We start from the raw sequence: 23,982 nt of genomic DNA on the forward strand, positions 1-23,982 counted from the left end.
CACTTTATCGTTCTCTCGGAACGTCTTAAAAGTTGTTCGCTACAGATTGAGTTGTAGAGTTTTCCGTTGTTTCAGCTGTTTCTTCGACCTGTTCCGTCGTTTTCGGAAGGATCAGATTCAGGATGATCCCAAGAATCGTCGCCAATGCCATACCTTCGAGAGAGAAGTTCCCGATTTTCAAGGCGGCCCCTCCGATTCCCGTGACAAGAATGACAGCTGTGATCGTCAAGTTCCTTTTATCAGCAAGGTCGATCTTACTTTCCGTCAGTGTCCGGAGACCGTTTGACGCGATGACTCCGAATAAGAGAATACTGATGCCACCCATGACTGGTGTAGGAATCGTCTTGATGAATCCTTCGACATATCCGAGGAATCCGAAGCTGATAGCAAGAACCGCTGCCCCACCTAGGACGAAGACACTGTAGACCCGTGTGATCGACATGACGCCGTTGTTCTCACCGTACGTCGTAACCGGTGGTCCACCAAGCATCGAAGCGACTGTCTTCGCGATTCCGTCGCCAAGTACTGTCCGGTGCATCCCTGGATCAAGGAGCGTCTCGCGCCCGATGATCCGTGATGTCACTTTTTGTTCGCCGATGTGCTCCGTCAGTGTGACGAGCGTCACGGGAACGATCAGAAGCAAGGCAGCTGTATTCCATGATGGTGTGTAATTCAAGAACGGAATCGTGAAGTCCGGCACGTGGAAGAACGTTGCCTGTTGAAGTGGTTTGAAGTCAATGATTCCGACCGATGCCGCAACGAGATAACCGACCGTGATTCCGAACAGGATCGGAATCGTGCTCCACATTCCTTTTAAATACGTCATTGCGAGAAGTGTGACACCGAGCGTGACCATCGCGACGAGGAAGTAAAGTCCGTTGTACTTACCGTCCGCTCCGTTCATCGCCATGTTGACAGCGGTCGGGGCAAGCGATAACCCGATAACCATGATGACCGGACCGATGACAACAGGCGGGAGCAAGCGAAGCAACCAAGCAGCCCCCGTGTAACGGATGAGAAGTGAGACAAGTCCGTAGACGAGTCCAGCGACCATTCCGCCGATTAAGGCGTCCTCGACACCCCACCGTTCACTGACGGCGATGATCGGGGCAATGTAGGCAAAACTAGAACCAAGATATGTGGGTACTTTGAAGCGAGTGACGGCGAGGAAAATCAGTGTGCCGACTCCGCTTGCGACGAGTGCAACCGATGTGTTGAGTCCCGTTAAGAGTGGGACGAGCACGGTCGCACCAAACATCGCGAAGACGTGTTGTAGGCTGAGCATCAGCCAATTTAGAGGGTGAGTAGGTACTTCTTGTACATCAAGTACTGCGGCATGTTTTGCCATATGGATGACTCCCTTTCTGGTCTCTCTGGACCACCTTAAAGGTTTTGATTTTTAGCGTTTAATGAATACTTGATCGGCTTCGTCGACTTCAGCGAGCGCGACGACGACTTGCTCGTCACGTGACGTCGGAACGTTCTTACCGATGAAATCTGGACGGATCGGTAACTCTCGATGCCCACGATCGACGAGGACAGCGAGTTGAATCATACTCGGTCTTCCGTGGTCGACGAGTGCGTCCATCGCGGCGCGGACGGTGCGTCCTGTGTAGAGCACGTCGTCAACGAGGACGACGATTTTTCCGGTGATGTCTTCCGGTAGATCAGATCCTTTTATTTCTGGCTCTAAACTTCGCTTTGACAAGTCATCTCGGTACATTGAGATGTCGACGACACCAAGTAAGACCGGCTTTCCTTCGATCTGTTCGATCCGCTTCGCAAGGCGGCGCGCGAGTGTCTCGCCACGCGTCTTGATTCCGACGATCATTAAATCAGCAATACCTTTGTTACGTTCGATGATTTCATGGGCGATCCGTGTCAGTGCGCGTCCAATCGCGGCTTCATCTAAGATGACGGCTGGTTTCATAGTTTCTCCTTTCATACAAAAGACCTTCTGCGGAAATCCGCAGAAGGTCATCGAAGACAGAATCATGGCATACGTCTTGTATGCATGCCTACGCACGTTTGTGGTAGGTTCTCCCTTTCGCAGCCTCTCCGGACTCGATTAAAGGTGATACTAGTTTAGTAGGATCGTCGCTCGGACGACCGAAGTGTCAGTAGAGGATGTCTCGCATCGCTCTCTAGGTGATACTCTACCGTTTTATTAGAAAAACGTCAAGACTCTAATTCAAGTTTTTTCAGTTGACCAATCTCGAATGTCATCTCTTCTGGGAGTGGTGCTTCAAAACGCATCCATTCGCCTGTCCGTGGATGTTCGAAGCCGAGAACCGCAGCATGCAAGGCTTGACCATTCATTTTCATCGTCTTACGTGGACCATATTTCGGGTCACCGGCAAGCGGGAAACCGATATAACGCATGTGGACACGGATTTGGTGTGTCCGCCCTGTTTCGAGTTTACATTCAACGACTGTAAACCCTTCGTACCGATCGAGAACACGGAAATGGGTTACGGCAGATTTTGAATTCTTATCCGTTACCGTCATCCGTTGACGATCGTTCTTATCGCGTCCGATCGGTGCTTCAATCGTTCCGAGCTCGTGCGGAATCTCACCGTGTACGAGCGCAATGTAGAGACGTTCCGTCGTTTTCTCTTTCAACTGATGCGCGAGTGATTCATGCGCTAAGTCGTTCTTAGCAACCATCAACAGACCAGACGTGTCCTTATCGATTCGGTGAACGATTCCTGGACGTTTGACACCATTAATGCCCGAGAGATCTTGACAATGATGTAATAAGGCATTGACGAGGGTCCCTGAGACATGACCTGCCGCTGGGTGGACGACCATTCCTTTTGGTTTGTTGACGACAATGACATCTGAGTCCTCGTAGACGACCTCAAGCGGGATATCTTCTGGTAAAATCTCAAGTTCTACCGCTTCCGGGATATGAACGGCAATCGATTCTGTTCCCGATAATTTATAGTTTGGTTTAACGACACGACCATCGACTTCGACGCGTCCCGCTTTTAACCATTCCTGTACTTGCGAACGCGACCATTCATTTTGTTCTGCGAGCCACTTATCAATGCGCCCTGTCGCTCCATCCGCTTGTACGGACCATGTTTCTACTTCATTCATTTATCCATCGTTCCTTTCTTAGTCAACCGTTCTTCGAACATGACGCTAATCAGCATCGTGATGACACCAAACGTCAAACAGACGTCTGCGACATTAAAGATCGGGAAATTATAGCCGAACGGGAAGAAGTGGAAGAAATCAACGACTTCTCCTCGAACCATTCGATCAATGAAATTTCCGATCGCACCACTAAGTAGTAGCGAGATACTCCAAGCAAATACCTTATTTTTCGTGCCTTCCTTGTAGAGGAAGTAAATCAATCCAATGACGACGATAATCGTGACGAAGAAGAAGAAACCGAATTTACCTTCGAGCATTCCCCATGCGGCGCCACGGTTCCGATACGAGTTGAGATAAAAGAAATCCGGAATGACTGTGATCGCTTGACCGATCGTCATATTTTGAACGACGATCCATTTCGTCAACTGGTCGATTCCAACGAGTAAAGCAGCAATCCCTAAGTAAAGCCACATCCTATTGTCCTCCGCATCCAAAAATAATGAGGGACGTCCTGCGAAGTCGCAGTCGCCCCTCCCTTTGTATCATTATAAAGAATTGACGACTTCAGTACAACGTGGGCAAAGCGTCGGATGAGCCGGATCTTGTCCGAGTTCTGTCGAATATGTCCAACAACGTTCACATTTTTCACCGTCAGCTTTTTGAACTGTAATACCAGTCGTCTCATACATCTTATCCGTTGTATCCACGAATTCGAGTTGTGAGACTTGGAGCAACTGCTCAAGATGATCAATCGTTTTAAGCAATGCTTTTGTTTCTTCCTTCGGTGCAAGCAAGAGTTTTGCTTCGAGTGTCTTACCGACGAGTTTCTCAACGCGTGCTTCCTCGAGTGCTTTTAAGACATCATCACGGAATGTCAGGAACGCGTTCCATTTCTCGATGAGAGCAAGTCCTTCTTCTGAGACTTCGACCGTTTCTGGAAGGTCCGTCAAGAAGATGCTCTTCGTCTCAACAGCTGGTACGAATTCCCATGCTTCGTCTGCCGTGTGTGGCAAGACAGGTGCCATCAATTGCAACAAGGCGACGACTGTATCATACATGACCGTCTGAACCGCACGACGCGATGTCGCGTCTGCTTTTTCGATATACAGGATATCTTTCGTGTAATCGAGGTAGAACGACGACAAATCAAGGACACAGAAGTTGTGGAGCAATTGATAGACCGACATGAAGTCGTACGCATCATAAGCCGCTTTTACTTTTCCAACAAGTTGGTCCAGTTTCGTACGCATGAAACGGTCTGACTCTGGTAAGTCTTCAAATGCGACTCGGTGCGTCGCAGGATCGAATTGATCCAAGTTTCCGAGAAGGAAACGAACCGTGTTCCGGATTTTACGATATGATTCTGAGACTTGTTTGAAGTTATCCATCGATGCCCGAACATCAGCTTGATAATCGACAGATGCCACCCACAAACGAAGGATCTCTGCTCCGAATTGTTGCATGACTTGGATTGGTGCAATCGTGTTACCAATCGATTTCGACATCTTGCGACCTTGACCATCCAGAACGAATCCGTGACTGACGACCGCTTTGTATGGTGCTTTCCCAGTCGTTGCGACGGCTGTCGATAGCGACGAGTTAAACCAACCACGGTATTGGTCAGAACCTTCAAGATAGAGATCCGCTGGACGTGTCAATTCAGGACGTGTCGCAAGGACACCGGCATGTGATGAACCAGAATCGAACCAGACATCCATGATGTCCGTTTCTTTTTTGAAGATACCGTTCGGACTTGCTGGATGTGTGAATCCTTCAGGAAGCAAGTCGACTGCTTCGCGCTCATACCAGACATTTGATCCGTGAGTTGCAAATAGATTCGCGATATGATCAATCGTTTCTGGTGTGACGATTTCCGTTCCATCTTCAGCGTAGAAGATTGGAAGTGGAACGCCCCAAGCACGTTGACGGGAGATGACCCAGTCGCCGCGGTCTTTGAACATGTTGTGGAGACGTGTTTCACCCCACTCTGGTACCCACTGGACACCTTTGATCTCATCAAGGATTTCTGCACGGAAGTCTTTGATTGAAGCGAACCACTGTGGCGTTGCCCGGAAGATGACCGGTTTTTTCGTCCGCCAGTCGTGTGGATACGAGTGTTTGATGAATGACAGTTTTAAGAGAGCGCCTGCTTCTTCGAGTGCGAGACCGATTTCTTTGTTCGCATCTTCATAGAACATGCCTTCGAATCCAGGAGCTTCTGCCGTCATGACACCTTTATCGTCAACTGGGCAGAGAACGTCAAGCCCGTATGCTTGACCAATACGGAAGTCATCTTCCCCGTGTCCTGGAGCTGTATGAACGACACCCGTCGCTTCAGCTGTAACGTGGTCGCCAAGCATGACGAGTGATTCACGGTCATAAAGCGGATGTTTCGCTTTCACGTACTCGAAGTCCGCACCGTTGAAGACACGTCCAATTGTCGCGTCTTCCCATCCGAGCGCTTCGATGACTTCTGGAACAAGTGTTTCCGCTACGATATATCCTTTTCCTTGATACTCGATCCGCGCATACGTCAATTCCGCACTGACAGAGATTCCAAGGTTCGCTGGGATCGTCCATGGAGTGGTCGTCCAGATGACGAAATGATCCGTCGGCTCAAGGATGTTTTTTCCATCCATGACTTGGAATGCGACATAGATCGCAGCTGACCGTTTGTCTTGATATTCGATTTCTGCTTCAGCTAGTGCTGATTCAGAAGACGGTGACCAATAGACCGGCTTTTTCCCTTTATAGATATAGCCTTTGTTCGCCATATCCCCGAACAAACGAATTTGAGCTGCTTCAAATTCTGGTTGAAGCGTGATATATGGATTGTCATAGTCACCGAGAACACCGAGACGTTTGAATTGATCACGTTGGTGATCGACTTGTTCGAGCGCATATTTCGCACATAACTCACGGAATTCCGCGACCGTCATCGATTTGCGGTCAACACCTGCTTTTTGAAGTGCTGTCTCGATAGGCAAGCCATGTGTGTCCCAACCTGGTACGTAAGGGGACTGGAAGCCATTCATCGATTTGTAACGGACGATGATGTCTTTTAAGACTTTGTTTAATCCGTGACCCATGTGGATGTCACCGTTCGCATAAGGAGGACCATCGTGAAGGATGAACGTCGGTTTTCCAGCATTCTTTTCTTGGACCGCAGCATAGAGATTCATCTCTTCCCATCGTGCTTGCATATCCGGCTCACGTTTTGGCAAGTTGCCTCGCATTAAAAACTCCGTTTTCATCATCAATAAGGTTTCTTTGTAATCCATCTGACCATCTCTCACCTTTCGCTTTAAAAGTACAAAAAAAGCCAAGCTCATCCCTGAGATAGGGACGAGCTTGGCTGAACTCGCGGTACCACCCTACTAATCCTGCTCGTCTGTTCGACGACGCAGGACCGCTTAAGAACTCGCTAACGGGAGTGAACCGGCATGACTTACTGTTCGGAGAACGTTCAGTCATACACTCTAAGGGGATATCTCATCTCTTTCGTTGCTCGGGCTTCCACCATTTCCCGATTCGCTGTCAACTGTCCAAGATGCGACGTGTCCTTATCATTGATTTTATTTATACGACATCGTCGTCATTATACGCAACTGCTGGAACATCGTCAAGCGCTCCACGAGAAGAGAAATCAAATGCATCCCAGTCGTGGCTCGTCAATAATTCCATTTGAGCATCGATCAACACTTTGAAGCGATTGCGATAGAGCTCGATTTTCTTACGCATCTGTTCCACTTCGAAGTCCGTCCGTTGTGCCCGGCGTTGTGCCGCATCTTGCAATTGCTCTGCTTCGCGTTCTGCCTGTTTCAAGATCAAGCTTGCTTCTTTTGAAGCATTCGCTTTCACTTCTTCTGCCGCTTCCTGTGCGACAATAATCGATTTATTCAATGTTTCTTCCATCGAACTAAAGTAATCGACACGCGCTTGCATGTTTTGGATGACTTCCTGTTGTTGACGGTTCTCACGTAACAACAACTCAAAATCCTTGATGACCTGATCTAGGAATTCGTTCACTTCATCCTCGTCATAGCCGCGAAACTTTCGTGTGAACTCCTTATTATGAATATCGAGTGGCGTTAATGGCATGATGAATTCCTCCTCCGCATTTTTTTTATCCTTTTAAAATACCGTATTGTAGTTTGATTCGATCCCGTTTCGTTGATCCGAGAATCGCAATCAGTTTAACGCGTCCCGTTCCACGTAAGGAAAGCAGATCCCCTTCTTCAAGCATGAAACTCACGTCATCAACTACCTTATAATTCACTTTACTTTCACCCTGTTTAATGAGCGTCTGTGCCTTTTGACGGGAGAAGCCGAGAATTTCACTGACGACCGTATCGAACCGAAGTGAGCTGACGAACCCGAGCGTCTCTTCCCACTCTTGTTCCTTCACTTTCAAGCGATCTTCTGCGTCTACGCGCGAAAGACGAATCTTCGTCTTACCTGCGCGTTCGACGTTTGCTTCGATATATGTCGCAACTTCGTCCGCGACAGCAAATTGCACTTGATCCTGGATGATGACGTCGCCGAACTTGGCACGCTTCAATCCGACGTTCAATAATGTACCGGTGACTTGACGATGAGATAGTTCAACGAATTTAGTAGGATAATGAATGCGATAAATGGAAATGTCAAAGTCATCCGCGTTGTATTCATAATAGTCTGGTGCGAGGATTGCTCGTTTACGTTCGGCGCCTTCGAAACCGCCCTCAAAAAAGAGGGCGCATTTCGAACCGACGAGTTCTTGTGTGATTTGCTGTTCACGAGGGTCTAGAAAATCCGTTAATTTAAACGTATACGTCGCTTCCACGTGATCAATCCAGTTCAAGACCGAATCGACGAATTCCCGCTCGCTTCCACGATAATGATCATATACACTCATACGAAGAAGATAGCTCGGATACCGGATTGTGCCAAGTTCAAGACGAGAAAGGCAACAATCGGCGAGATATCTAGCATGCCTCCGATAGGCGGGATAATACGACGGAAGGGTGCTAGGAATGGCTCGACCAACATCGCGAGCACTTGTCCGAATTTCGAATCACGGGCATTCGGGAACCAAGATAGCAGAATGTACACAATCATGACATAACTATAATATTGTAATAACGTACTTAATGTACGACCAATCGCGTACATCACTTGTGAATCCATACTTACCACCCCTTATGATTAATATCATCTTCTCCTAGAAGATTCGAGATGCTACCAGCCAACTCGACATTGTTTGGAACACAGAGGAGGGTATTCTGACTGATCGTCGTGATCGTTCCATCGAGAGCGAAAACGACACCAGATAAGAAGTTGATCATCTGTCGTGATTGATCTTTTGACATACGTTGCATATTGACGATGACAGCACGGTTCTGACGAAGATGTTCCCCAATCTCTTGGGCTTCGTTAAAGACACGTGGTTCACTCAAGATGACCTGCGATTTCGTTTTTTTCGTCGCATGTAGCGGCACGATATTCGATTGTCTCACGCTGTCCTCCTTTTGAGTAACACTTGGGGTAGATTCCTCGTAATACTCTTCGTACTCTTGTTGTGAAGCACCTCTACCTTTATTTATTGTAGCATCATTTTCATATTCGAGTTCATCTAAATCATCGCTGTTGCCGAGAAATAGATTTTGCATTTTTGATTTGAAACCCATATCCATTCTCCCTTCTTCTCGTTTAGGTGTGAACGAGCGTCGTCCCGACTCGGACGAACGTCGCCCCTTCTTCGATGGCAATCTCAAAATCCGATGACATCCCCATGGATAACTCTGTACATGGAGCATACGACAATTTTTTTGCCTTGACCTCTTCTTGCAATGTTTTTAATGACCGGAATACCTCACGTATACGCGTCGTGTCTTCCGTCAACGGTGCCATCGTCATCAGTCCGATGACACGAATCGCGGGATACTGACCGATTTCGTGTAAGAACGACGGTACATCCTCCGGTGCAATACCTTGCTTCGATTCTTCTCCCGAGATATTGACTTGAATGAAACAATCAATGATTCGGTTCGTTCGTTTATTGATCTCTTCTGCCAAATGAAGACGATCGAGCGAATGCAGCACATCAATGGCATCGATGATCTGACGAACTTTACGCGTCTGTAACGTGCCGATGAAGTGCCATGTACAGGCTGTACGTCCAAGTTCTGCTTGTTTTTCGAGCAGTCCATCCGGACGATTTTCTCCAAGATGCGTTACACCGGCCTCTAATAATTCAGAAGCAACTTGACTTGAGACTGATTTCGTCACGCCAATCAACTGTACCTGCTTTTTGGATGAACTCTTTTCACTCGCTTGTTTTATCCGTCGTGTAACCTCTTGTACATTTTCAAGAATTGACATCCAATGACTCCTTTACGATCAAACTCGCGAACCGACCGCCGTGGTCGCCGTGGCGATAAGAGAAGTAATCTTCCGCCTGACAATGTGTACATAGACCTGAGTCAAGGACATCACCCACTCCACAACGCTCAGCAAGCGCAGCATTTGTTTTTTGTAGCGATAACATCGCTTTTCCATCTTCCTTGCGTATGTAAGGAGACTCATCGAGTTCAAGTGCGTCGATCGCATCGATAACGGGTTGATCGACTTCGTAACAACAATCACGAATCGATGGACCAATGACCATCTGAATCGATGAGCGACTCGCACCTGCACGCTCCATTTGTTTGACTGTCTCTTCAACGATATTGCCAACAGTCCCCCGCCATCCGGCGTGCGTATTCGCGATGATTCCTGTCGTCGGATCACAGAAGACAAGCGGAACACAATCAGCGAAGAGCATCATCAGTAAGACATTCGAATCAGTCGTCACCAATCCATCTGTACCCGGAATCGCTGTTTCGTAATCCAGAGCGCCGCGTCCGGAGTCAAGTGTCGTCACCTGTTCAACGTGATTCCCATGGATTTGCTGCGCCCAAATTGAGTTCTCAAGAGATAGATCAAGCTGTCGAGCAATGACTTGTCGGTTCTGGATGACGCCGTCACGATCATCGTTGACATGTAATCCTAAGTTACCGTTTCCATGTGGTGCTGCAAACTTCGTCGTAAAGGCGGCACGTACGGTACCTGTTGGTGTATCCCATTTGATCCATTGTCCAAACATGTTGATGCCTCCTTCGATTTTAAAAAAAGAGGCGCCGCTTTCGCGACACCTCTTGGTTTAGCAGTCGTGTCACTGGAACATCGATCAACGATTATTCCGGCGAAGGAAAGATGGGATGTCCATCGTTTCTTCGACATCTGGCGCTTTAGCTGGTTCAGGATTTGAGCTGACAGGCGTCTCTTCGACTTGTGGTTTAGACTCCTCTGTTGGTGGTGGAGTCGCTTGTTTTTTCTTCAATAGGTTTTTCATCATCTCTTGTGCGGATGGAATTTCGAAGTCGAGTGGTTCGTTTTCGAATTCTGTCGCGATGACTGTGACGATGATTTCATCTTCTAGGTTATCATTGATGACCGAACCAAAGATCAAGTTAACTTCCTCATCTGCTGCACTTTGAACGATCTGTGCGGCTTCCGTTACTTCATACAAGCTGAGGTTCGCACTACCCGTGATGTTCATTAGAACACCTTTCGCGCCTTCGATTGATGTTTCAAGCAATGGACTTGAAATCGCTTTTTTAGCGGCTTCCGTCGCGCGATGTTCACCTGTTGCGACACCTACACCCATCAAAGCAGAACCTTTTTCAGTCATGATCGTCTTCACATCGGCGAAGTCGAGGTTGATTAGACCAGGAACGGCAATCAAGTCCGTGATACCCTGTACACCTTGACGTAAGACGTTATCCGCTTCTTTGAACGCTTCAAGCATCGGTGTGTTCCGATCGACGATTTCAAGCAACTTATCATTCGGGATGACGATCAACGTATCGACTTTTTCTTTGAAGTTCTGGACACCAGAAACAGCATGTTGCATCCGTTTACGTCCTTCGAACATGAATGGCTTTGTCACGACACCGACTGTCAATGCGCCGATTTCTTTTGAAATCTCAGCGATGACTGGAGCAGCTCCTGTTCCAGTTCCGCCACCCATACCGGCTGTGACGAAGACCATGTCAGCTCCTGAAAGGATTTCTGTTAATTGTTCACGGCTCTCTTCTGCCGCTTTTTTACCGATTTCCGGATTTGCACCCGCACCGAGACCACGTGTCAATTTTGCGCCGAGTTGTAATTTCACGTCAGCTTGTGACATGTTCAATGCCTGAGCGTCTGTGTTTACAGCGATGAACTCTACGCCTTGGACACCGTGTTCAATCATTCGGTTGACGGCGTTCGAACCGCCACCGCCTACACCGATGACCTTGATTTTTGCTACTTGGTCCATCATTTCATCAAAATGCAACATAAAAAGGGCCCCCTAATATTTTTTACTCATTGGATTTTTTTGTAGGCATTAACCAAAGAATTTCTCAAAGAAACTACTGAATGACTTTTTCTCTTTTGGAGGCTGTTCACGCGTTGGTCGTTCTTCACGAGCAGGTGATGCCTGTTCGTTCATGAGCAGTGCATCCTGCTCACGTCCGGATGCTACGACTTCTTTCTCTTCTGCCCGGTCGAAACCTGATTTCGATACGGCGCTTCTTGAGAGTACATAACGTAACATACCAGCTGCAACGGCATACTTCGGATGACGAATACCAAGACTAGCAGGCTGATAAACATTGACGCTCTGCTTGAAAATCCGTTTTCCGAGCTGATCGATGCCAGGTAGTGAAGAACTTCCACCACATAAGATCAAGCCGCTATTCATGTGAGCGTATCCCGCTTGCGTCATTCGTTTTTGAATCATCTCGAAGATTTCCTCAAGTCGCGCTTCTAAAACGAATCCGATCTCTGATTGTGGTTCGAAACGATGTTCCCCGTTGATCGTGACGTATGAGACTTTCTCCTCCGGATCACCGAGTGCTTCGAGTGCAACGCCGTATTCTTCTTTAGCGAGTTTCGCATCTTGGTATTTGCAGTTCATCTTGTACGTCAAATCACGTGTCAGATGATCTCCACCGTAAGGCAACGTCGTCGAGTAGACGAGATCGTTCTTTTCATAGATGGAAAGCGTCGTCGTCTCATGTCCGATATCGATGATCCCAACACCGAGTTCTAGTTCATCAATCGATGCTGCGATTCTAGATACCGCTAAACTCTCCAGCACATATCCAGCAAGCTCTAAACCAGCCCGTTCAATGGAACGTTTAATGCTATGTAGGATCGTCTTCGCTCCGATGATGAGCTTCCCTGTTACTTCGAGACGATAACCAATCATTCCTCTTGGATCAGTGATTTCTGTTTGCTGATCAACCGTAAACGTCTTCGGTAAGACATCAACTACACTGAGTTCATTTGGAATTCGCATGACCATCGCAGAATGCAAGACATCTTTCACATCATCATCCGTGATTTCATTGTCCTCACCTTTGATTGACGTCATCCCCTGGCAATCCTTGACTTGAATGTGCTCGCCTGAAATAGCGACATATACTTCACCAATTGGTTCACCAAGTGTACGTTCCACTTCTGTGACCGCTTGTTTAATGGCATGTACCGTTTGATCGATGTCAACGATGACACCTCGTTTAACACCCGCGGATGGTGCAGAACCTTCAGCAAGAACGTTCAGCGTTCCACCAAGTAGTTCACCGACGATGAGCTTCACCTCCGATGTCCCAATGTCGAGTGCGGCAATCGTACCTTTCGTTTCCATGGGAGTGACACCTCCACTTTCATAATACTAATCCTTTTTATTCCTAATTATATTCTAGGAATAGATCAGGCTTCTTCTCGTTTAAGTCTACACTATATAAATACTTACGAAAAGAAGTTATTGCCCGTCTTAGCGTCCTAATAGATTACGATTTGATGACGATTCAAATAAAGGTCGACGAATGAAAACACATGTTTGTTTTTTTGTTCGTCAGCCCTTTACGAATCTTCTATTTTTTCCCTTTATATGGTTTGAAATAGATACCACCATCAATTGTAATTGTTCCTGTCTTTCCTTTTGGTAAGGCAGAAATGACCTTTACATATTCATTCAATGAATTAGAAAAGGCAGAAGTACTGAGCAAAACCGTATTCCCATCCGTCATGAACAACTTCAGACCACCTTTGTCAGTCTTATCATTAGCGACGATCTCGGATATCCGGCTCCGTACTTTCGGCTCGATTTTAACAAGCTCCTTCGTCAATCGATTTAGAGATTGATCGGTGAAGCCAGTCAGGATCGGAGCGTCAAACAATTCTTCCTTCGACTTACCGGGAATGATCGTTCCATCCGCAAGGACGATCCGGTCTCCCGGTTTATCTTTCGCATAGGCAATCTCTTTCTCTTCCGTCACCGTCACGCGATATCGGTGCAAAAATTGCTTTTGCATCGTTGCTTCTTGAATACCTGGGACCTTCTCAATCCGTTCAAGAACGTCTTCCTCTGACACATTAAAGGCATGTGTCTCTTTCACCTTGATCCCGGATGCTTGCAAAATATCCTCTGATTTCACATTGACGTTACCATCAACATCAAATCGAGCGACCCGGGAATAGCTTGACTGCAGATAAAAGACGACACCGACCAATAGACCAATCAAAATCAGGACATAAATGAGTCTTCGGTTAGCTTTTTTGCGACGTTGTTCACGGATATAAGGTATCTTATCCTCGAGACTGCGGACGTTCTTGTCCTCTTGCGGTCGTTCGACCGCTCTCCGTTCCCTCACGTCTCATTCCTCCTCTATACGTAACAGTTCATTTCCCTATCGGTCTTTTCCTGCAATAGTTTAGTTTTTTTGTCCTGTTAGTCGTAACAATTCATCAACTAAGTCTCGTGATGCATTCGGCATACCGAGCGCAAGTGCTGCTTCAGACATCTTTTGTTGTTGCGCCAATGCTTTTTCACATGCATTAAATAACCGTTCACCTGTCAGTTCTTGTTCACGAATCAATAGACTCGCACCTGTCTCGACGAGCGATGAGGCATTGACTTCTTGATGGTTTTCCGTCACGTAAGGACTTGGAATGAGGACACTCGGTAACCCAAGCGTCGTCAGTTCTGCTAATGTACTTGCTCCCGAACGCGAAATGACAAGTTGACTTGCTTTTAGGATGTTCGGTAAATCATATACAAATGGACGCAGTTGAATGCGTTCAGGTACTGAGCCAACGCGTGAAACAATCGTATCGTAATGAATCTGACCCGTAACGAAGAGGAGCGACCATCCGGCTTGTTCAACTTTCGGCATCATGTCGACGACTGCTTCATTGATGGCAGGCGCACCACGACTACCACCATAGATGACGACGAGTGGACGCCCTTCCTCGAAACCGAAACGTTGACGCTCTTCCGTTGGGTTGATTTGTAACTCCGCTACTTCAGAAGCGCGTGGGTTTCCGATCAGAACCGTCTTTGTTTCGTTTTTACCGAAGTGATGACCGGATCCTTTGAAGGATAATGCGACACAGTCCACATAACGCGCTAAAAATTTATTGGTGATACCGGGAAGACTGTTTTGTTCATGAACGAGTGTCTTAAAACCCATTTTTGCTGCCGTGTACAGAACAGGTCCACAGACGAACCCACCTGTACCGACGACAATATCCGGTTGGAACTGGCGCAGTAGTCGGCGAACCCGTCGGACACTCTTGACGAACCGGATACCCGTCTTGACGTTCTCGAACGACAGCGAACGACGGATGCCAGAGATCTCAATCGATTCAAATGGAATTCCTGCCCGACGGACGATATCCGCTTCGAGACCGTTTTCTGTTCCGATATAGAGGACCTCACACGGCATGCGTTCTTCGAGCTCTCGGATCATGGCAAGTGCCGGATAGATGTGACCACCTGTACCGCCACCAGAGACGACGATTTTCATACTGTTGTTCCCCCTACTTCATGTACGGCACGAACGAAATGATCGCCGCGCTCTTCATATGTCTTATACTGATCCCAACTTGCGGATGCTGGTGATAAAAGAATGATGTCTCCAGGTTGTGATACTTCAAACGCTACTTTCACGGCTTCATCCATCGTCTTGACGACCGTTGATGAATAGCCGTTTTCAGATGCAAGCGTTCCGAAGCGATGTCCGGTTTCTCCCAGTCCGATGACATGTTTGACGTGCTTCATCGCATCGAGTAGCGGTGTCAAATCCGCTCCACGCTCGAGCCCACCACATAACCAGATGATGTTTGTCGTGAATCCAGATAGGGCTGCTTCTGTCGCGACGTTATTCGTCGCTTTCGAATCGTTATAAACTTTTCGACCAGCAATTTCACCGACGAACTGTGTCCGGTGCTCTACTCCTCCGAATGTCCGTAGCACATGCTGGACATTCGCTAATGGTAAGTCGAATGGTTCGACGAGCGCTAAGGCCGCGAGGACGTTCTCAACATTGTGACCACCACCGAGAGCAAGTTCTTTGACGGATAGAATACTCGATCCATTGATCGTCAACACATCATTCACTATTTCTGCATAAGCAGATTGACGACGTGAGAATAGGAGCGGCGTCACATTTGCTGTCTTACCGAGCTCGTTGACCGATGCATCATCAGCGTTCAAGATAAGCCGATCCGAAGATGTCATGTTTTTGAAAATCCGAGCTTTTGCTTCTCCGTATGATTCAAAATCACCATGATAATCGAGATGTGCCGGTGATAGATTTAAAAAGGCTGCTGTGTATGGTCGGAACTGATCGATCCCCATCAATTGAAAACTTGATAATTCAATGACGATGATGTCATCTCGTTTCGCCTGACGTGCGATTTCAATTGCCGGGAATCCAATGTTTCCTGCCAAATGCACACGTCGAGACCCTGTTTTCAACAATTCATGAACGAGTGTCGTCGTCGTCGTTTTCCCGTTTGATCCTGTGATAGCAATCCAAGTCGCATCTGTTGCTTGATACGCCAGTTCCACCTCTGTCCAAATGGGAATGTTACGTCGTAGCGCTTCTTGTAATAAATCGATCTGATACGGAATCCCTGGGTTCTTGACGATTAGATCGATACCGTCGAGTAGTGCTAACGGGTGCTCACCGTAAACCGTTTTGACGTCGAGTGATGCAAGCACTGCTTGATCACTCTCGGACGGTGTTTTCCCGTCATTCACTGTCACTTCTGCACCTACGCTCGCTAAATAACGAGCGGCTGCGATTCCACTTTTCGCCGTTCCGAGAACGAGCACCTTTTGATCATTCCATTGTCGTTGTTCCATTGTTGAATCGCTCACTTTCTCTCTTCGTTTTTATCACATAAATACGTAGGCGATGAATGCCATCAAACAGCTGATTCCTGCGAATGTACCGACAATCCGCCATTCGCTCCAACCAACCATTTCAAAATGGTGATGAATCGGACTCATTTTAAAGATACGTTTTCCTGTCGTCTTAAATGAGATGACTTGTAGAATGACAGATAGTGTCTCTACAACGAAGACAATGCCGATCAAGACAAGGAGAAGTTCTAGTTTTAAGACAATCGATAGACCTGCTAGTGCGGCACCGAGTGCAAGGGACCCTGTATCGCCCATGAAGATTTTTGCTGGATGAGCATTGAATAAGAGGAATCCAATTAGGGCACCAACTGCTGAGAAGGCAAAACAAGCAGCACCCACTTCATCCGCGATGAACCAACTGTACAAACCGAAGAAGAGGAATGTCGGAATCGCCGTAAATGATACGAGACCGTCTAACCCGTCTGTCAAGTTGACAGCATTCGAGAATCCGACTAACCAGAACAAGGCAACGAACGGATAGATGATACCAAAATCAAGTTTGAAGTCTGTGAATGGAATCGACAGATACGTCGCGTCACTCGTAAATCCACCACTCAACCAAACGAATAACAATCCGACGACGATTTGCCCAATCAGTTTTTGCTTCGAATTCAAGCCGAGATTACGCTTCTTGACGACTTTGATGTAGTCATCGATGAAACCAATCGCACCATATGCAAGTGTTAAAAAGAGTAACGATAACTGTGTCGTTGATAAATCACCCATGACGATTGCTCCAAGAACACTGACGATCATCGCGACGAGAATGACGATCCCGCCCATCGTTGGCGTTCCCGATTTGACCTGATGCCATTGAGGTCCTTCTTCCCGAATTTCCTGACCGAACTTCAATCGGTGTAGAAACGGAATTGCCTTTGGCATAACAAGTAGTACAACAAGAAATGCAAGAATAAGACTGATGAATAATGTGATCATAGCAGACACCCTTTTTCAAAAATTAGTTTTCGTTCAGATAGGTCAATATCCGTTCGAGCGCCATCCCACGTGACGCTTTCAATAAAACGATTGTTCGTTCTCCAAGCAGCGAACGCAATTGTTCAGCAGCATCCTCAACAGTTGCCGCAAATTGGATTTGGACGGATGGATCGCTGATTCCTTCAGCAATCCACGCGCCTTTCTCCCCTACTAGAATAGCATGCGAGACCGGTAACGTAATCCGCTTTCCGACCGAGGCATGTAACAAGCGTTCCTGGTCTCCTAGTTCATACATATCGCCGAGCACGAGAACGCGCGTCGTATACCCTTCTAATGCAGTGATTGTCTCAATCGCTGCATTCATCGATGTCGGACTTGCGTTATACGCATCGTTGATGACCGCTGTCTCCTCAAAGAGCAGTCGTTCCATCCGCATTGGTGTCAGTTCAACCGCGTCGAATCCTTCTTGGATCCGGGCATCCGTCACGCCAAGCGCGCGCGCTGTCGCAATCGCGTACGCTGCATTTCGGACTTGGTGTTTTCCTAACACAGGCAGATGAAAGGCAGTACCATCGTAAGCAAAGGCTGTTCCGAAAAATGTTGCTTCTGTCGTCTCGATCCGGTACGTATTCCCAATCTGATAACCGATTTTCTCCGCTTCGACTTCTGCTAGAAGTGGTTCATCCCCATCAACGAACAGATGACCTCCTGGTTTAAGACCAGACCGAATCTCAAGCTTTGCTTTGGCGATTCCACTACGTCCACCGACTTGCTCCGCATGGGATTCACCGATGTTCGTGACGAGCGCAATATCTGGTTCAGCAAGATTCGATAAGAATTCGATATCGCCAAAACCGTTCATTCCCATTTCCAGTACGGCGACTTCCGTGTCAGCCGGCATCATGAGAATCGTTAACGGCATCCCGATATCCGAATTGAAGTTCCCTTGTGTCTTATGTGTCTTGAACGTTGTCTTGAGTACACTTTCGACCATGTCTTTCGTCGATGTCTTGCCATTCGATCCAGTGATGGCAACGATTTTTGGCGCAATCCGCATTAAGTATTGTTTAGCGATCTCTTGCAAGGCAACCAGTGGTTCATCGACTTCTAAGAAAACGACATCGATGTCCGGTCGATCAATCCCTTTCTTCCATAAGGTGACGATCGCTCCTTGATTTTTTGCGCCTTCCAGGAAGCGATGACCATCGACGCGTGCTCCTTGAATTGGAACATAGAGACCATCTTCAAGATGTGCGCGTGAATCCGTTGCGAAGTGGCGGACGACCCGGTCGTCTCTGACATCAAGATGCAGCCACTCAGCAATTTGCGTAATTGTTAACATGATATATACCTCCATTCGATGACAGCAAAAGAGGACGAATGCAAAAGTCAACGAATGACTCCTGTTCGTCCTCGTCTTCCTGTAGAAATCAGGAAACTTGCCCCACCGTTATTCTTTAGGTTCAGCTAGTTCGACCGTCAACTTTCCATTTTCCTTCACTAGTGTACCAGTTCGAGCTGATTGTTTGGTTACAAAACCTTTACCGATGACATCGAGCTTCAAGTCATATAAGCTGACGAGCTTTTTGACGTCTCGCTGCGACCACCCCGTCAGATTCGGCATCTTAAATGTGTTCGCTGTCTTCAGCAAGACACGTTCTCCACTGACGAATTCTTGACCACGAGACGGAATCTGCGAAACGACCTCCGCTCCATCCCCAAGGATGATTGGAACAGCTTCTTGTTCTTTCGCCAAATCCGTTGCTTGTCGAGCGCTCTTCTTGATATAGCTCGGTGTAATCTTCGCTTTGACATCCACCGAATCTTTTTGCGTTTCCGGTTGAATGCTCCGGTACTGTAATGCTGTATTCATGACACTTTTGAACACCGGACTCATGATGAGTGGTCCTGAAACCGATGATTCATTTTTTGACGGACGATCGACCGCGATGTACATGATCAATTCCGGATCATCTTTTGGTGCCATGCCGATGAACGAGTGAATGAATTTTCCTTGAATGTATTTTCCGTTCTCAGAAATTTGAGCTGTACCGGTCTTACCGATGACACGGTAGTCTTTCAACTTGTACATTTGACCCGTTCCGATTTTACTGTTGACGACACCGTCCAGTGCATCCCGCGTCGCTTTGGCCGCCTCTGCCGAAATTGGCTTACCGACGACTTCTGTTTTCGCTCGGTACGGTGCTTTATCCGTATGATCAGCTTTTTGGATGATATGCGGTTTGACCATTTCACCGTCACCAGCAATTGCTGTTGCCCCTTGGAGCAATTGCATTGGTGTGACTGCAGTCGATTGTCCCCATGAAGTGATGAGCGCATTCAGCGGTTTTGACAAATCAGACTGACTGTTTACTTCTCCCGAGATGTCTATACCCGTTCGTTGGTCAAAATGAAACTTCTTAAAGTATTCTTTATACCGTTCGATCCCAAGTTTTTCTGCTGTCAACTTCGAGAACATGACGTTCGAGGAGTGATAGACGCCCTCGATCATCGGAATTGTGCCCCAACCAACATCATTGTAATCCTTGATGACCGTTCCTTTGTAATTATAGCTACCCGATTTATACTTCTCGTTCGGACGGAAGACTCCCGCATCAATCGCTGCTGCGAGCGTAAAAATCTTCATCGTTGAACCCGGTTCGAATCGTGAGGATACGGCGAAGTTCGTAAAATCTTTCATGTCACGTAAATTCGGGTTGAACGATGGCCGATCCGCCATGGCAAGGATTTCACCAGTCTTCGCATCCATGACGATACCCGTTGCGTTTTTCGGCTTATACGTGTTGTACATTTTTTGCATCTGTTTCTCAAGCGACTGTTGAATGCGATGATCGATTGTCAAGTACAGATTCGATCCGTCCTTCGGTTCATTCGAGACACGTGAAGAACCTTGGATCAACGGATTACCACTCCGGTCTTTCTCGAAGACGCGTGCACCGTAAGACTCACTCAAGGCATTATCATACTGTTTTTCGATCCCCATTTGTCCCTGTAACGCGACACGACCATTCTCCTCGGTGATCTTTTGGACGAATCCGAGTGTATCGGACAAGAAGATACCGTTCGGATAGTATCGTTTTGGCTCTTCGATCATCCGGATTCCAGGGAGTTTTAACTTGTCGATCTTCTCTTTTTGATCGAGTGTTAAGTCATTTCCCTTTTTTCCGAATTCGATTTGCGAACGTTCTTTGTTCTCAATCAAATAGGTTTCCAGTTCTTTCGTCGTCATTCCAAGTATCGGTGCAAGACCTTCAGCCGTCTTTTTGAAGTCGACGATCGTCTCATCCGGATCCTTGACGCCACCTAGTCGGTAAATACCAATCAGGTGATACGACGGAACATTAATGGCGATTGGAGAACCGAGACGGTCAAAAATTTCACCGCGTTCTGCCCCAAGCGTCTCCTGGGACTCCCATCGCTTTTTCTCAGCATAGGCAATCATATCTTCCCCATGGAATTGTTTAGTTGTCGCTAAGTATAAAAATCTGCCAATAAACACAAAAAAGAGAGTAGCAAATATCACCATGATAAAGGCTACTCTCCAACGGGATTTTTTCAGTGGATTCATTTAGGAATCACCTTGATGTTCCCTTTACGCATATCAAGACCCTGTTCTTTTGCAATCTTATAAATCCGTTCCGGAGAGCTTAAGTTCGTGACCTCTAGTTGTAAACGTTCATTTTCTTTTTTGAGTGACTGTGTGACTTGGTTTTCTTTCGCTAAGTCACGACTGACATTGTACGCCTCGTTGTGCGTACTGATCGTCAAACTCCCAAATAACACAAGACCACCAATCATCGCACTGTATAAGAATTTTTCAAAGGGATACAAGCGATACTTCGGACGGACGGCGACGCGACGTGCGATATCTTCCGTCTTCCGTGGTTCCTGAACAGGTTGTTGACGAACGGGTTGAACCGTTTGGACCGATTTACGAAGTGGTTCTGCCATTGGAATGCTCCTCTCAAGATTCTTTCATTTTTTCAGCGATTCGTAATTTTGCCGATCGAGCGCGACGATTATCATCCAGCTCTTCGACACCAGCTGTAATCGGCTTGCGTGTGACGAGTCGGAGTTCGGGCTCCATCTCGACCGGTATCATCGGCAAGCCCGGTGGAAGCTCGGGTAGTGATGATTTTTCTTTGATCGCCTGTTTACACATACGATCTTCAAGTGAATGGAACGTAATGACACATAAACGTCCACCAACCCGTAATACATCAATTGCTTGGTGTACCGCACGGTCAAAGACGTTCAATTCGTCATTGACGGCAATTCGGATCGCTTGGAACGTCCGTTTCGCAGGGTGACCACCTTTACGTCGTGCTGGTGCTGGAATCGCATCCTTGATCAATTCGACGAGTTCGAACGTCGTCTCAATCGGTTGCTCTTCCCGCGCTTTTTCGATTTTGCGTGCAATTTGTTTTGAGAACTTCTCTTCCCCGTATGTAAAGAAGATACGTACGAGATCATTGTAAGACCATTCATTGACGACTTCGTAGGCAGAAAGTGGAGAAGATTGATCCATGCGCATGTCGAGACGTGCATCGTGATTGTAACTAAATCCCCGTTCCCCTTCGTCTAATTGTGGTGAAGAGACACCGAGATCGAATAAGATGCCGTCTACTTTCTCGACGCCATGTGCTGCTAATTGCTCTTTTAGATAAGCAAAATTACTCTTTATTAAAGTAAAGCGACCTTCATACGCCGCGAGACGTTCTGCTGCATGAGCAAGGGCGACATCATCTTGATCAAATGCGTATAGATGACCTGTCGTCAGTTGTTTGACGATCTCTTCGCTATGTCCTGCTCCACCTAATGTACAATCGACGTAAATACCGTCGGGTTTAATCGCGAGTCCTTCGATTGACTCCCATTTCAATACCGTTTCATGCTCAAACATGTCCTGCCTCACCTTTCACTGTCCTTGAAGGACGTTACTCTTTTTCAATGTATCACATTCTCTCATGAAAACGTTACGAAAATGAGACAGTTTCCTTGATTTATTTAACTTTTGTGTAATTTTCGCTAAAAAATCAAAAAAACCTGCTTGTTTCAGCAGGTTTAAAGGAAAATTTTCAGTTGTTCAGCCGCATTTGCCTCATAAGCGTTCCTTAAGTCCCGAACAAAATCAGGACCATGATGATTCAACCACGGTAAGATGGAGTGAATCCTTTCTTGTGGCGCTCCATCCGGTAGCAAATGATAGGCCGTTTCTTTATACTGTCGCGTCTGTCGATCAAATTGACGTCGATCTTCTGCTAACAAACTAGCAATCGATTGTTCGAGTTGTTTCTCGATTTTCTCACTCTTACTCGAAGTTCGCAGTAGCTGATGTTCGAGCGAAAGAAACTCGGAGACGAAGCTATCTTTCAGCATCGCTGCCGTCTGCAGGCGCCCTGTCATCTGCTCTTCCGAATAGACGGGAATCGGAACGCCTGACCGGACGATCTCTTCGAGTGATACGTCGAGTTTCATAAGCCGTTTTTCATCGCTATGACGCACGAGTAATCCGCCCATACGAGGGATTAATAACGGCATCGTCCACTTCAGATGGTGAAACAGTGGGCGTAAGCGCGTCCAGTAAGCTAATTCTCCCGGTCCACCAATGTAGGCAAGCGTCGGGAACAGATAATCCTGCATCAATGGTCGGGTCACGACACTGTTTGAGAATCGTTCCGGACTGGCGTACAGTAACGCGATTAATTCAAGTTCTGTATACTGCTTCCCTTGTTTCGTCTCAAATCCGCTTGCTGTCGGATAAAGCAACTGACGACCGTGATCATCGATGAAAAGATGCGCGGCCTCCTCGTTCAAGAATGTGTCGGGTAATTCTTTCGTCTGTGTTATTCCGTCCGTCAATGCCTGTCTGAATTCCGCATTGTCTTGAATCAATCGTTCAAAAAACGGAATCTCGAGTTCACGGACAGGGTGTGTATCAGCATCAAAGAAGACGATATCGAAATCGATCAATTCGCCGATTAATTGTGAGAAAAACATGCCATACGATGTACATTCTTCAACGAGTTGTTTCAGCCGCGCAACTAATCGTTTCGTGTGGATCGTCTCCGGCATTGCCCGGAACGTTTCTTCAATGATTTCTAGAAGTGCCGGCTGATCAAAAGACAAGCGACTGACCGAGCGGGCAATCGTTTCCGCAGGGGCGACTGCGATTTTTCGCGTTTGAAAATCTGCTGTCGGAACATAAACATGATTGATCTCATCAAAATCGTGATCTTCGGTCGCGAGCCAAAAAATCGGAACGACAGGGCGATCAAGTGTCGCTTCCGCCTGCTGCGCGACCTTAAGACAGGTCAACAGTTTATAGATGGCATATAATGGTCCGCCAAAGATGCCGGTTTGTTGCCCTGTGACCACAGCTTGTGCCTCACCTGTACGAAGTTTCGCGACACGCTCCCGCAATCGCTCCGTCATATTTGGATTTTGGCGTTCGAGTTCGTCCGTTAGCGCCGCAAGATGCGGATAGTGACGCTCTTCAAGTAAGCGGCTTCTCGACGCTAAACCACTCGTTCCGAGGTGATCGACATATGTTAAGAATTCTTCTCGTGAAGCACGATGCATCAACGAGTTGTCATCATATAAGGCTTCAAATGGTTGTACCTTCAAACAAAATCCCT

22 protein-coding genes are annotated in these 23,982 nt (G+C 47.1%); all 22 read right to left on the reverse strand.

Translation table 11 applies throughout. The features are described 5' to 3' along the window. Nucleotides 1–25: 25 nt before the first annotated feature. A complete protein-coding gene (locus ASG02_RS07555) occupies nt 26–1,348 on the reverse strand; it encodes a uracil-xanthine permease family protein (protein ID WP_056062331.1) in 1,323 nt (440 codons plus the stop codon). A gap of 51 nt (nt 1,349–1,399) precedes the next feature. Further along, nucleotides 1,400–1,930 (reverse strand): bifunctional pyr operon transcriptional regulator/uracil phosphoribosyltransferase PyrR, encoded by a 531-nt coding sequence (gene pyrR / locus ASG02_RS07560; RefSeq protein WP_035409506.1) that lies wholly within the window; start codon nt 1,928–1,930, stop codon nt 1,400–1,402. A 248-nt stretch (nt 1,931–2,178) separates the two neighbouring features. Beyond that, nucleotides 2,179–3,102: an RluA family pseudouridine synthase gene (locus tag ASG02_RS07565; RefSeq protein WP_053453841.1), complete on the reverse strand. Its 924-nt coding sequence runs from the start codon at nt 3,100–3,102 to the stop codon at nt 2,179–2,181. Beyond that, complete coding sequence (gene lspA, locus ASG02_RS07570; protein ID WP_056062334.1) at nt 3,099–3,575, reverse strand: signal peptidase II; 477 nt, start codon at nt 3,573–3,575, stop codon at nt 3,099–3,101. Before lspA ends, ASG02_RS07565 begins: the two co-directional genes overlap by 4 nt. A gap of 72 nt (nt 3,576–3,647) precedes the next feature. Continuing rightward, nucleotides 3,648–6,383 (reverse strand): isoleucine--tRNA ligase, encoded by a 2,736-nt coding sequence (gene ileS / locus ASG02_RS07575; RefSeq protein WP_035406825.1) that lies wholly within the window; start codon nt 6,381–6,383, stop codon nt 3,648–3,650. Nucleotides 6,384–6,681: 298 nt separating this feature from the next. After that, nucleotides 6,682–7,203: a DivIVA domain-containing protein gene (locus ASG02_RS07580; RefSeq protein ID WP_023468794.1), complete on the reverse strand. Its 522-nt coding sequence runs from the start codon at nt 7,201–7,203 to the stop codon at nt 6,682–6,684. A 25-nt stretch (nt 7,204–7,228) separates the two neighbouring features. Further along, complete coding sequence (locus tag ASG02_RS07585; RefSeq protein ID WP_035406822.1) at nt 7,229–7,999, reverse strand: RNA-binding protein; 771 nt, start codon at nt 7,997–7,999, stop codon at nt 7,229–7,231. Further along, nucleotides 7,996–8,271 (reverse strand): YggT family protein, encoded by a 276-nt coding sequence (locus ASG02_RS07590; RefSeq protein WP_035406819.1) that lies wholly within the window; start codon nt 8,269–8,271, stop codon nt 7,996–7,998. The genes ASG02_RS07585 and ASG02_RS07590 overlap by 4 nt, the downstream gene beginning before the upstream one ends. Nucleotides 8,272–8,273: 2 nt before the next feature. Further along, on the reverse strand, nt 8,274–8,600 hold the full coding sequence (locus ASG02_RS07595) for a cell division protein SepF (protein ID WP_231496839.1): 327 nt from the start codon (nt 8,598–8,600) through the stop codon (nt 8,274–8,276). A gap of 193 nt (nt 8,601–8,793) precedes the next feature. Continuing rightward, nucleotides 8,794–9,465 (reverse strand): YggS family pyridoxal phosphate-dependent enzyme, encoded by a 672-nt coding sequence (locus ASG02_RS07600; RefSeq protein ID WP_035406814.1) that lies wholly within the window; start codon nt 9,463–9,465, stop codon nt 8,794–8,796. Then, nucleotides 9,452–10,228 carry a peptidoglycan editing factor PgeF gene (pgeF, locus tag ASG02_RS07605; protein ID WP_056062337.1) on the reverse strand — a complete coding sequence of 259 codons (777 nt, stop codon included), beginning with the start codon at nt 10,226–10,228 and terminating at the stop codon, nt 9,452–9,454. Before pgeF ends, ASG02_RS07600 begins: the two co-directional genes overlap by 14 nt. Before the next feature lie 84 nt (nt 10,229–10,312). Beyond that, entirely contained in the window at nt 10,313–11,467 is a 1,155-nt protein-coding gene (ftsZ, locus tag ASG02_RS07610) for a cell division protein FtsZ (RefSeq protein WP_029342137.1), read from the reverse strand. Between the two features lie 48 nt (nt 11,468–11,515). Beyond that, the gene (ftsA, locus tag ASG02_RS07615) at nt 11,516–12,820 is read right to left on the reverse strand and encodes a cell division protein FtsA (RefSeq protein ID WP_035406809.1); all 1,305 of its coding nucleotides are present in this window, start codon (nt 12,818–12,820) and stop codon (nt 11,516–11,518) included. A gap of 229 nt (nt 12,821–13,049) precedes the next feature. After that, on the reverse strand, nt 13,050–13,829 hold the full coding sequence (locus tag ASG02_RS07620) for a cell division protein FtsQ/DivIB (RefSeq protein ID WP_056062340.1): 780 nt from the start codon (nt 13,827–13,829) through the stop codon (nt 13,050–13,052). A gap of 60 nt (nt 13,830–13,889) precedes the next feature. Then, nucleotides 13,890–14,984, reverse strand: a complete 1,095-nt coding sequence (gene murG / locus ASG02_RS07625; RefSeq protein ID WP_056062343.1) for an undecaprenyldiphospho-muramoylpentapeptide beta-N-acetylglucosaminyltransferase — start codon at nt 14,982–14,984, stop codon at nt 13,890–13,892. Further along, nucleotides 14,981–16,327 carry a UDP-N-acetylmuramoyl-L-alanine--D-glutamate ligase gene (gene murD / locus ASG02_RS07630; protein ID WP_056062345.1) on the reverse strand — a complete coding sequence of 449 codons (1,347 nt, stop codon included), beginning with the start codon at nt 16,325–16,327 and terminating at the stop codon, nt 14,981–14,983. Before murD ends, murG begins: the two co-directional genes overlap by 4 nt. A 33-nt stretch (nt 16,328–16,360) precedes the next feature. Further along, nucleotides 16,361–17,323 carry a phospho-N-acetylmuramoyl-pentapeptide-transferase gene (gene mraY, locus ASG02_RS07635; RefSeq protein ID WP_035406797.1) on the reverse strand — a complete coding sequence of 321 codons (963 nt, stop codon included), beginning with the start codon at nt 17,321–17,323 and terminating at the stop codon, nt 16,361–16,363. A 22-nt stretch (nt 17,324–17,345) separates the two neighbouring features. Next, entirely contained in the window at nt 17,346–18,665 is a 1,320-nt protein-coding gene (gene murF / locus ASG02_RS07640; RefSeq protein WP_069201481.1) for a UDP-N-acetylmuramoyl-tripeptide--D-alanyl-D-alanine ligase, read from the reverse strand. 108 nt (nt 18,666–18,773) lie between these two features. Further along, nucleotides 18,774–20,786 carry a penicillin-binding protein gene (locus ASG02_RS07645; RefSeq protein ID WP_231496838.1) on the reverse strand — a complete coding sequence of 671 codons (2,013 nt, stop codon included), beginning with the start codon at nt 20,784–20,786 and terminating at the stop codon, nt 18,774–18,776. A 122-nt stretch (nt 20,787–20,908) separates the two neighbouring features. Further along, nucleotides 20,909–21,295 carry a cell division protein FtsL gene (gene ftsL, locus ASG02_RS07650; protein WP_023468808.1) on the reverse strand — a complete coding sequence of 129 codons (387 nt, stop codon included), beginning with the start codon at nt 21,293–21,295 and terminating at the stop codon, nt 20,909–20,911. A gap of 13 nt (nt 21,296–21,308) precedes the next feature. Continuing rightward, nucleotides 21,309–22,247, reverse strand: a complete 939-nt coding sequence (gene rsmH / locus ASG02_RS07655; protein ID WP_056062348.1) for a 16S rRNA (cytosine(1402)-N(4))-methyltransferase RsmH — start codon at nt 22,245–22,247, stop codon at nt 21,309–21,311. A 161-nt stretch (nt 22,248–22,408) separates the two neighbouring features. After that, nucleotides 22,409–23,971, reverse strand: a complete 1,563-nt coding sequence (gene bshC / locus ASG02_RS07660) for a bacillithiol biosynthesis cysteine-adding enzyme BshC (protein WP_056062352.1) — start codon at nt 23,969–23,971, stop codon at nt 22,409–22,411. Between the last annotated feature and the right edge of the window lie 11 nt (nt 23,972–23,982).

The organism is Exiguobacterium sp. Leaf196, assembly GCF_001423965.1.
Taxonomy (GTDB): Bacteria; Bacillota; Bacilli; order Exiguobacteriales; family Exiguobacteriaceae; genus Exiguobacterium_A.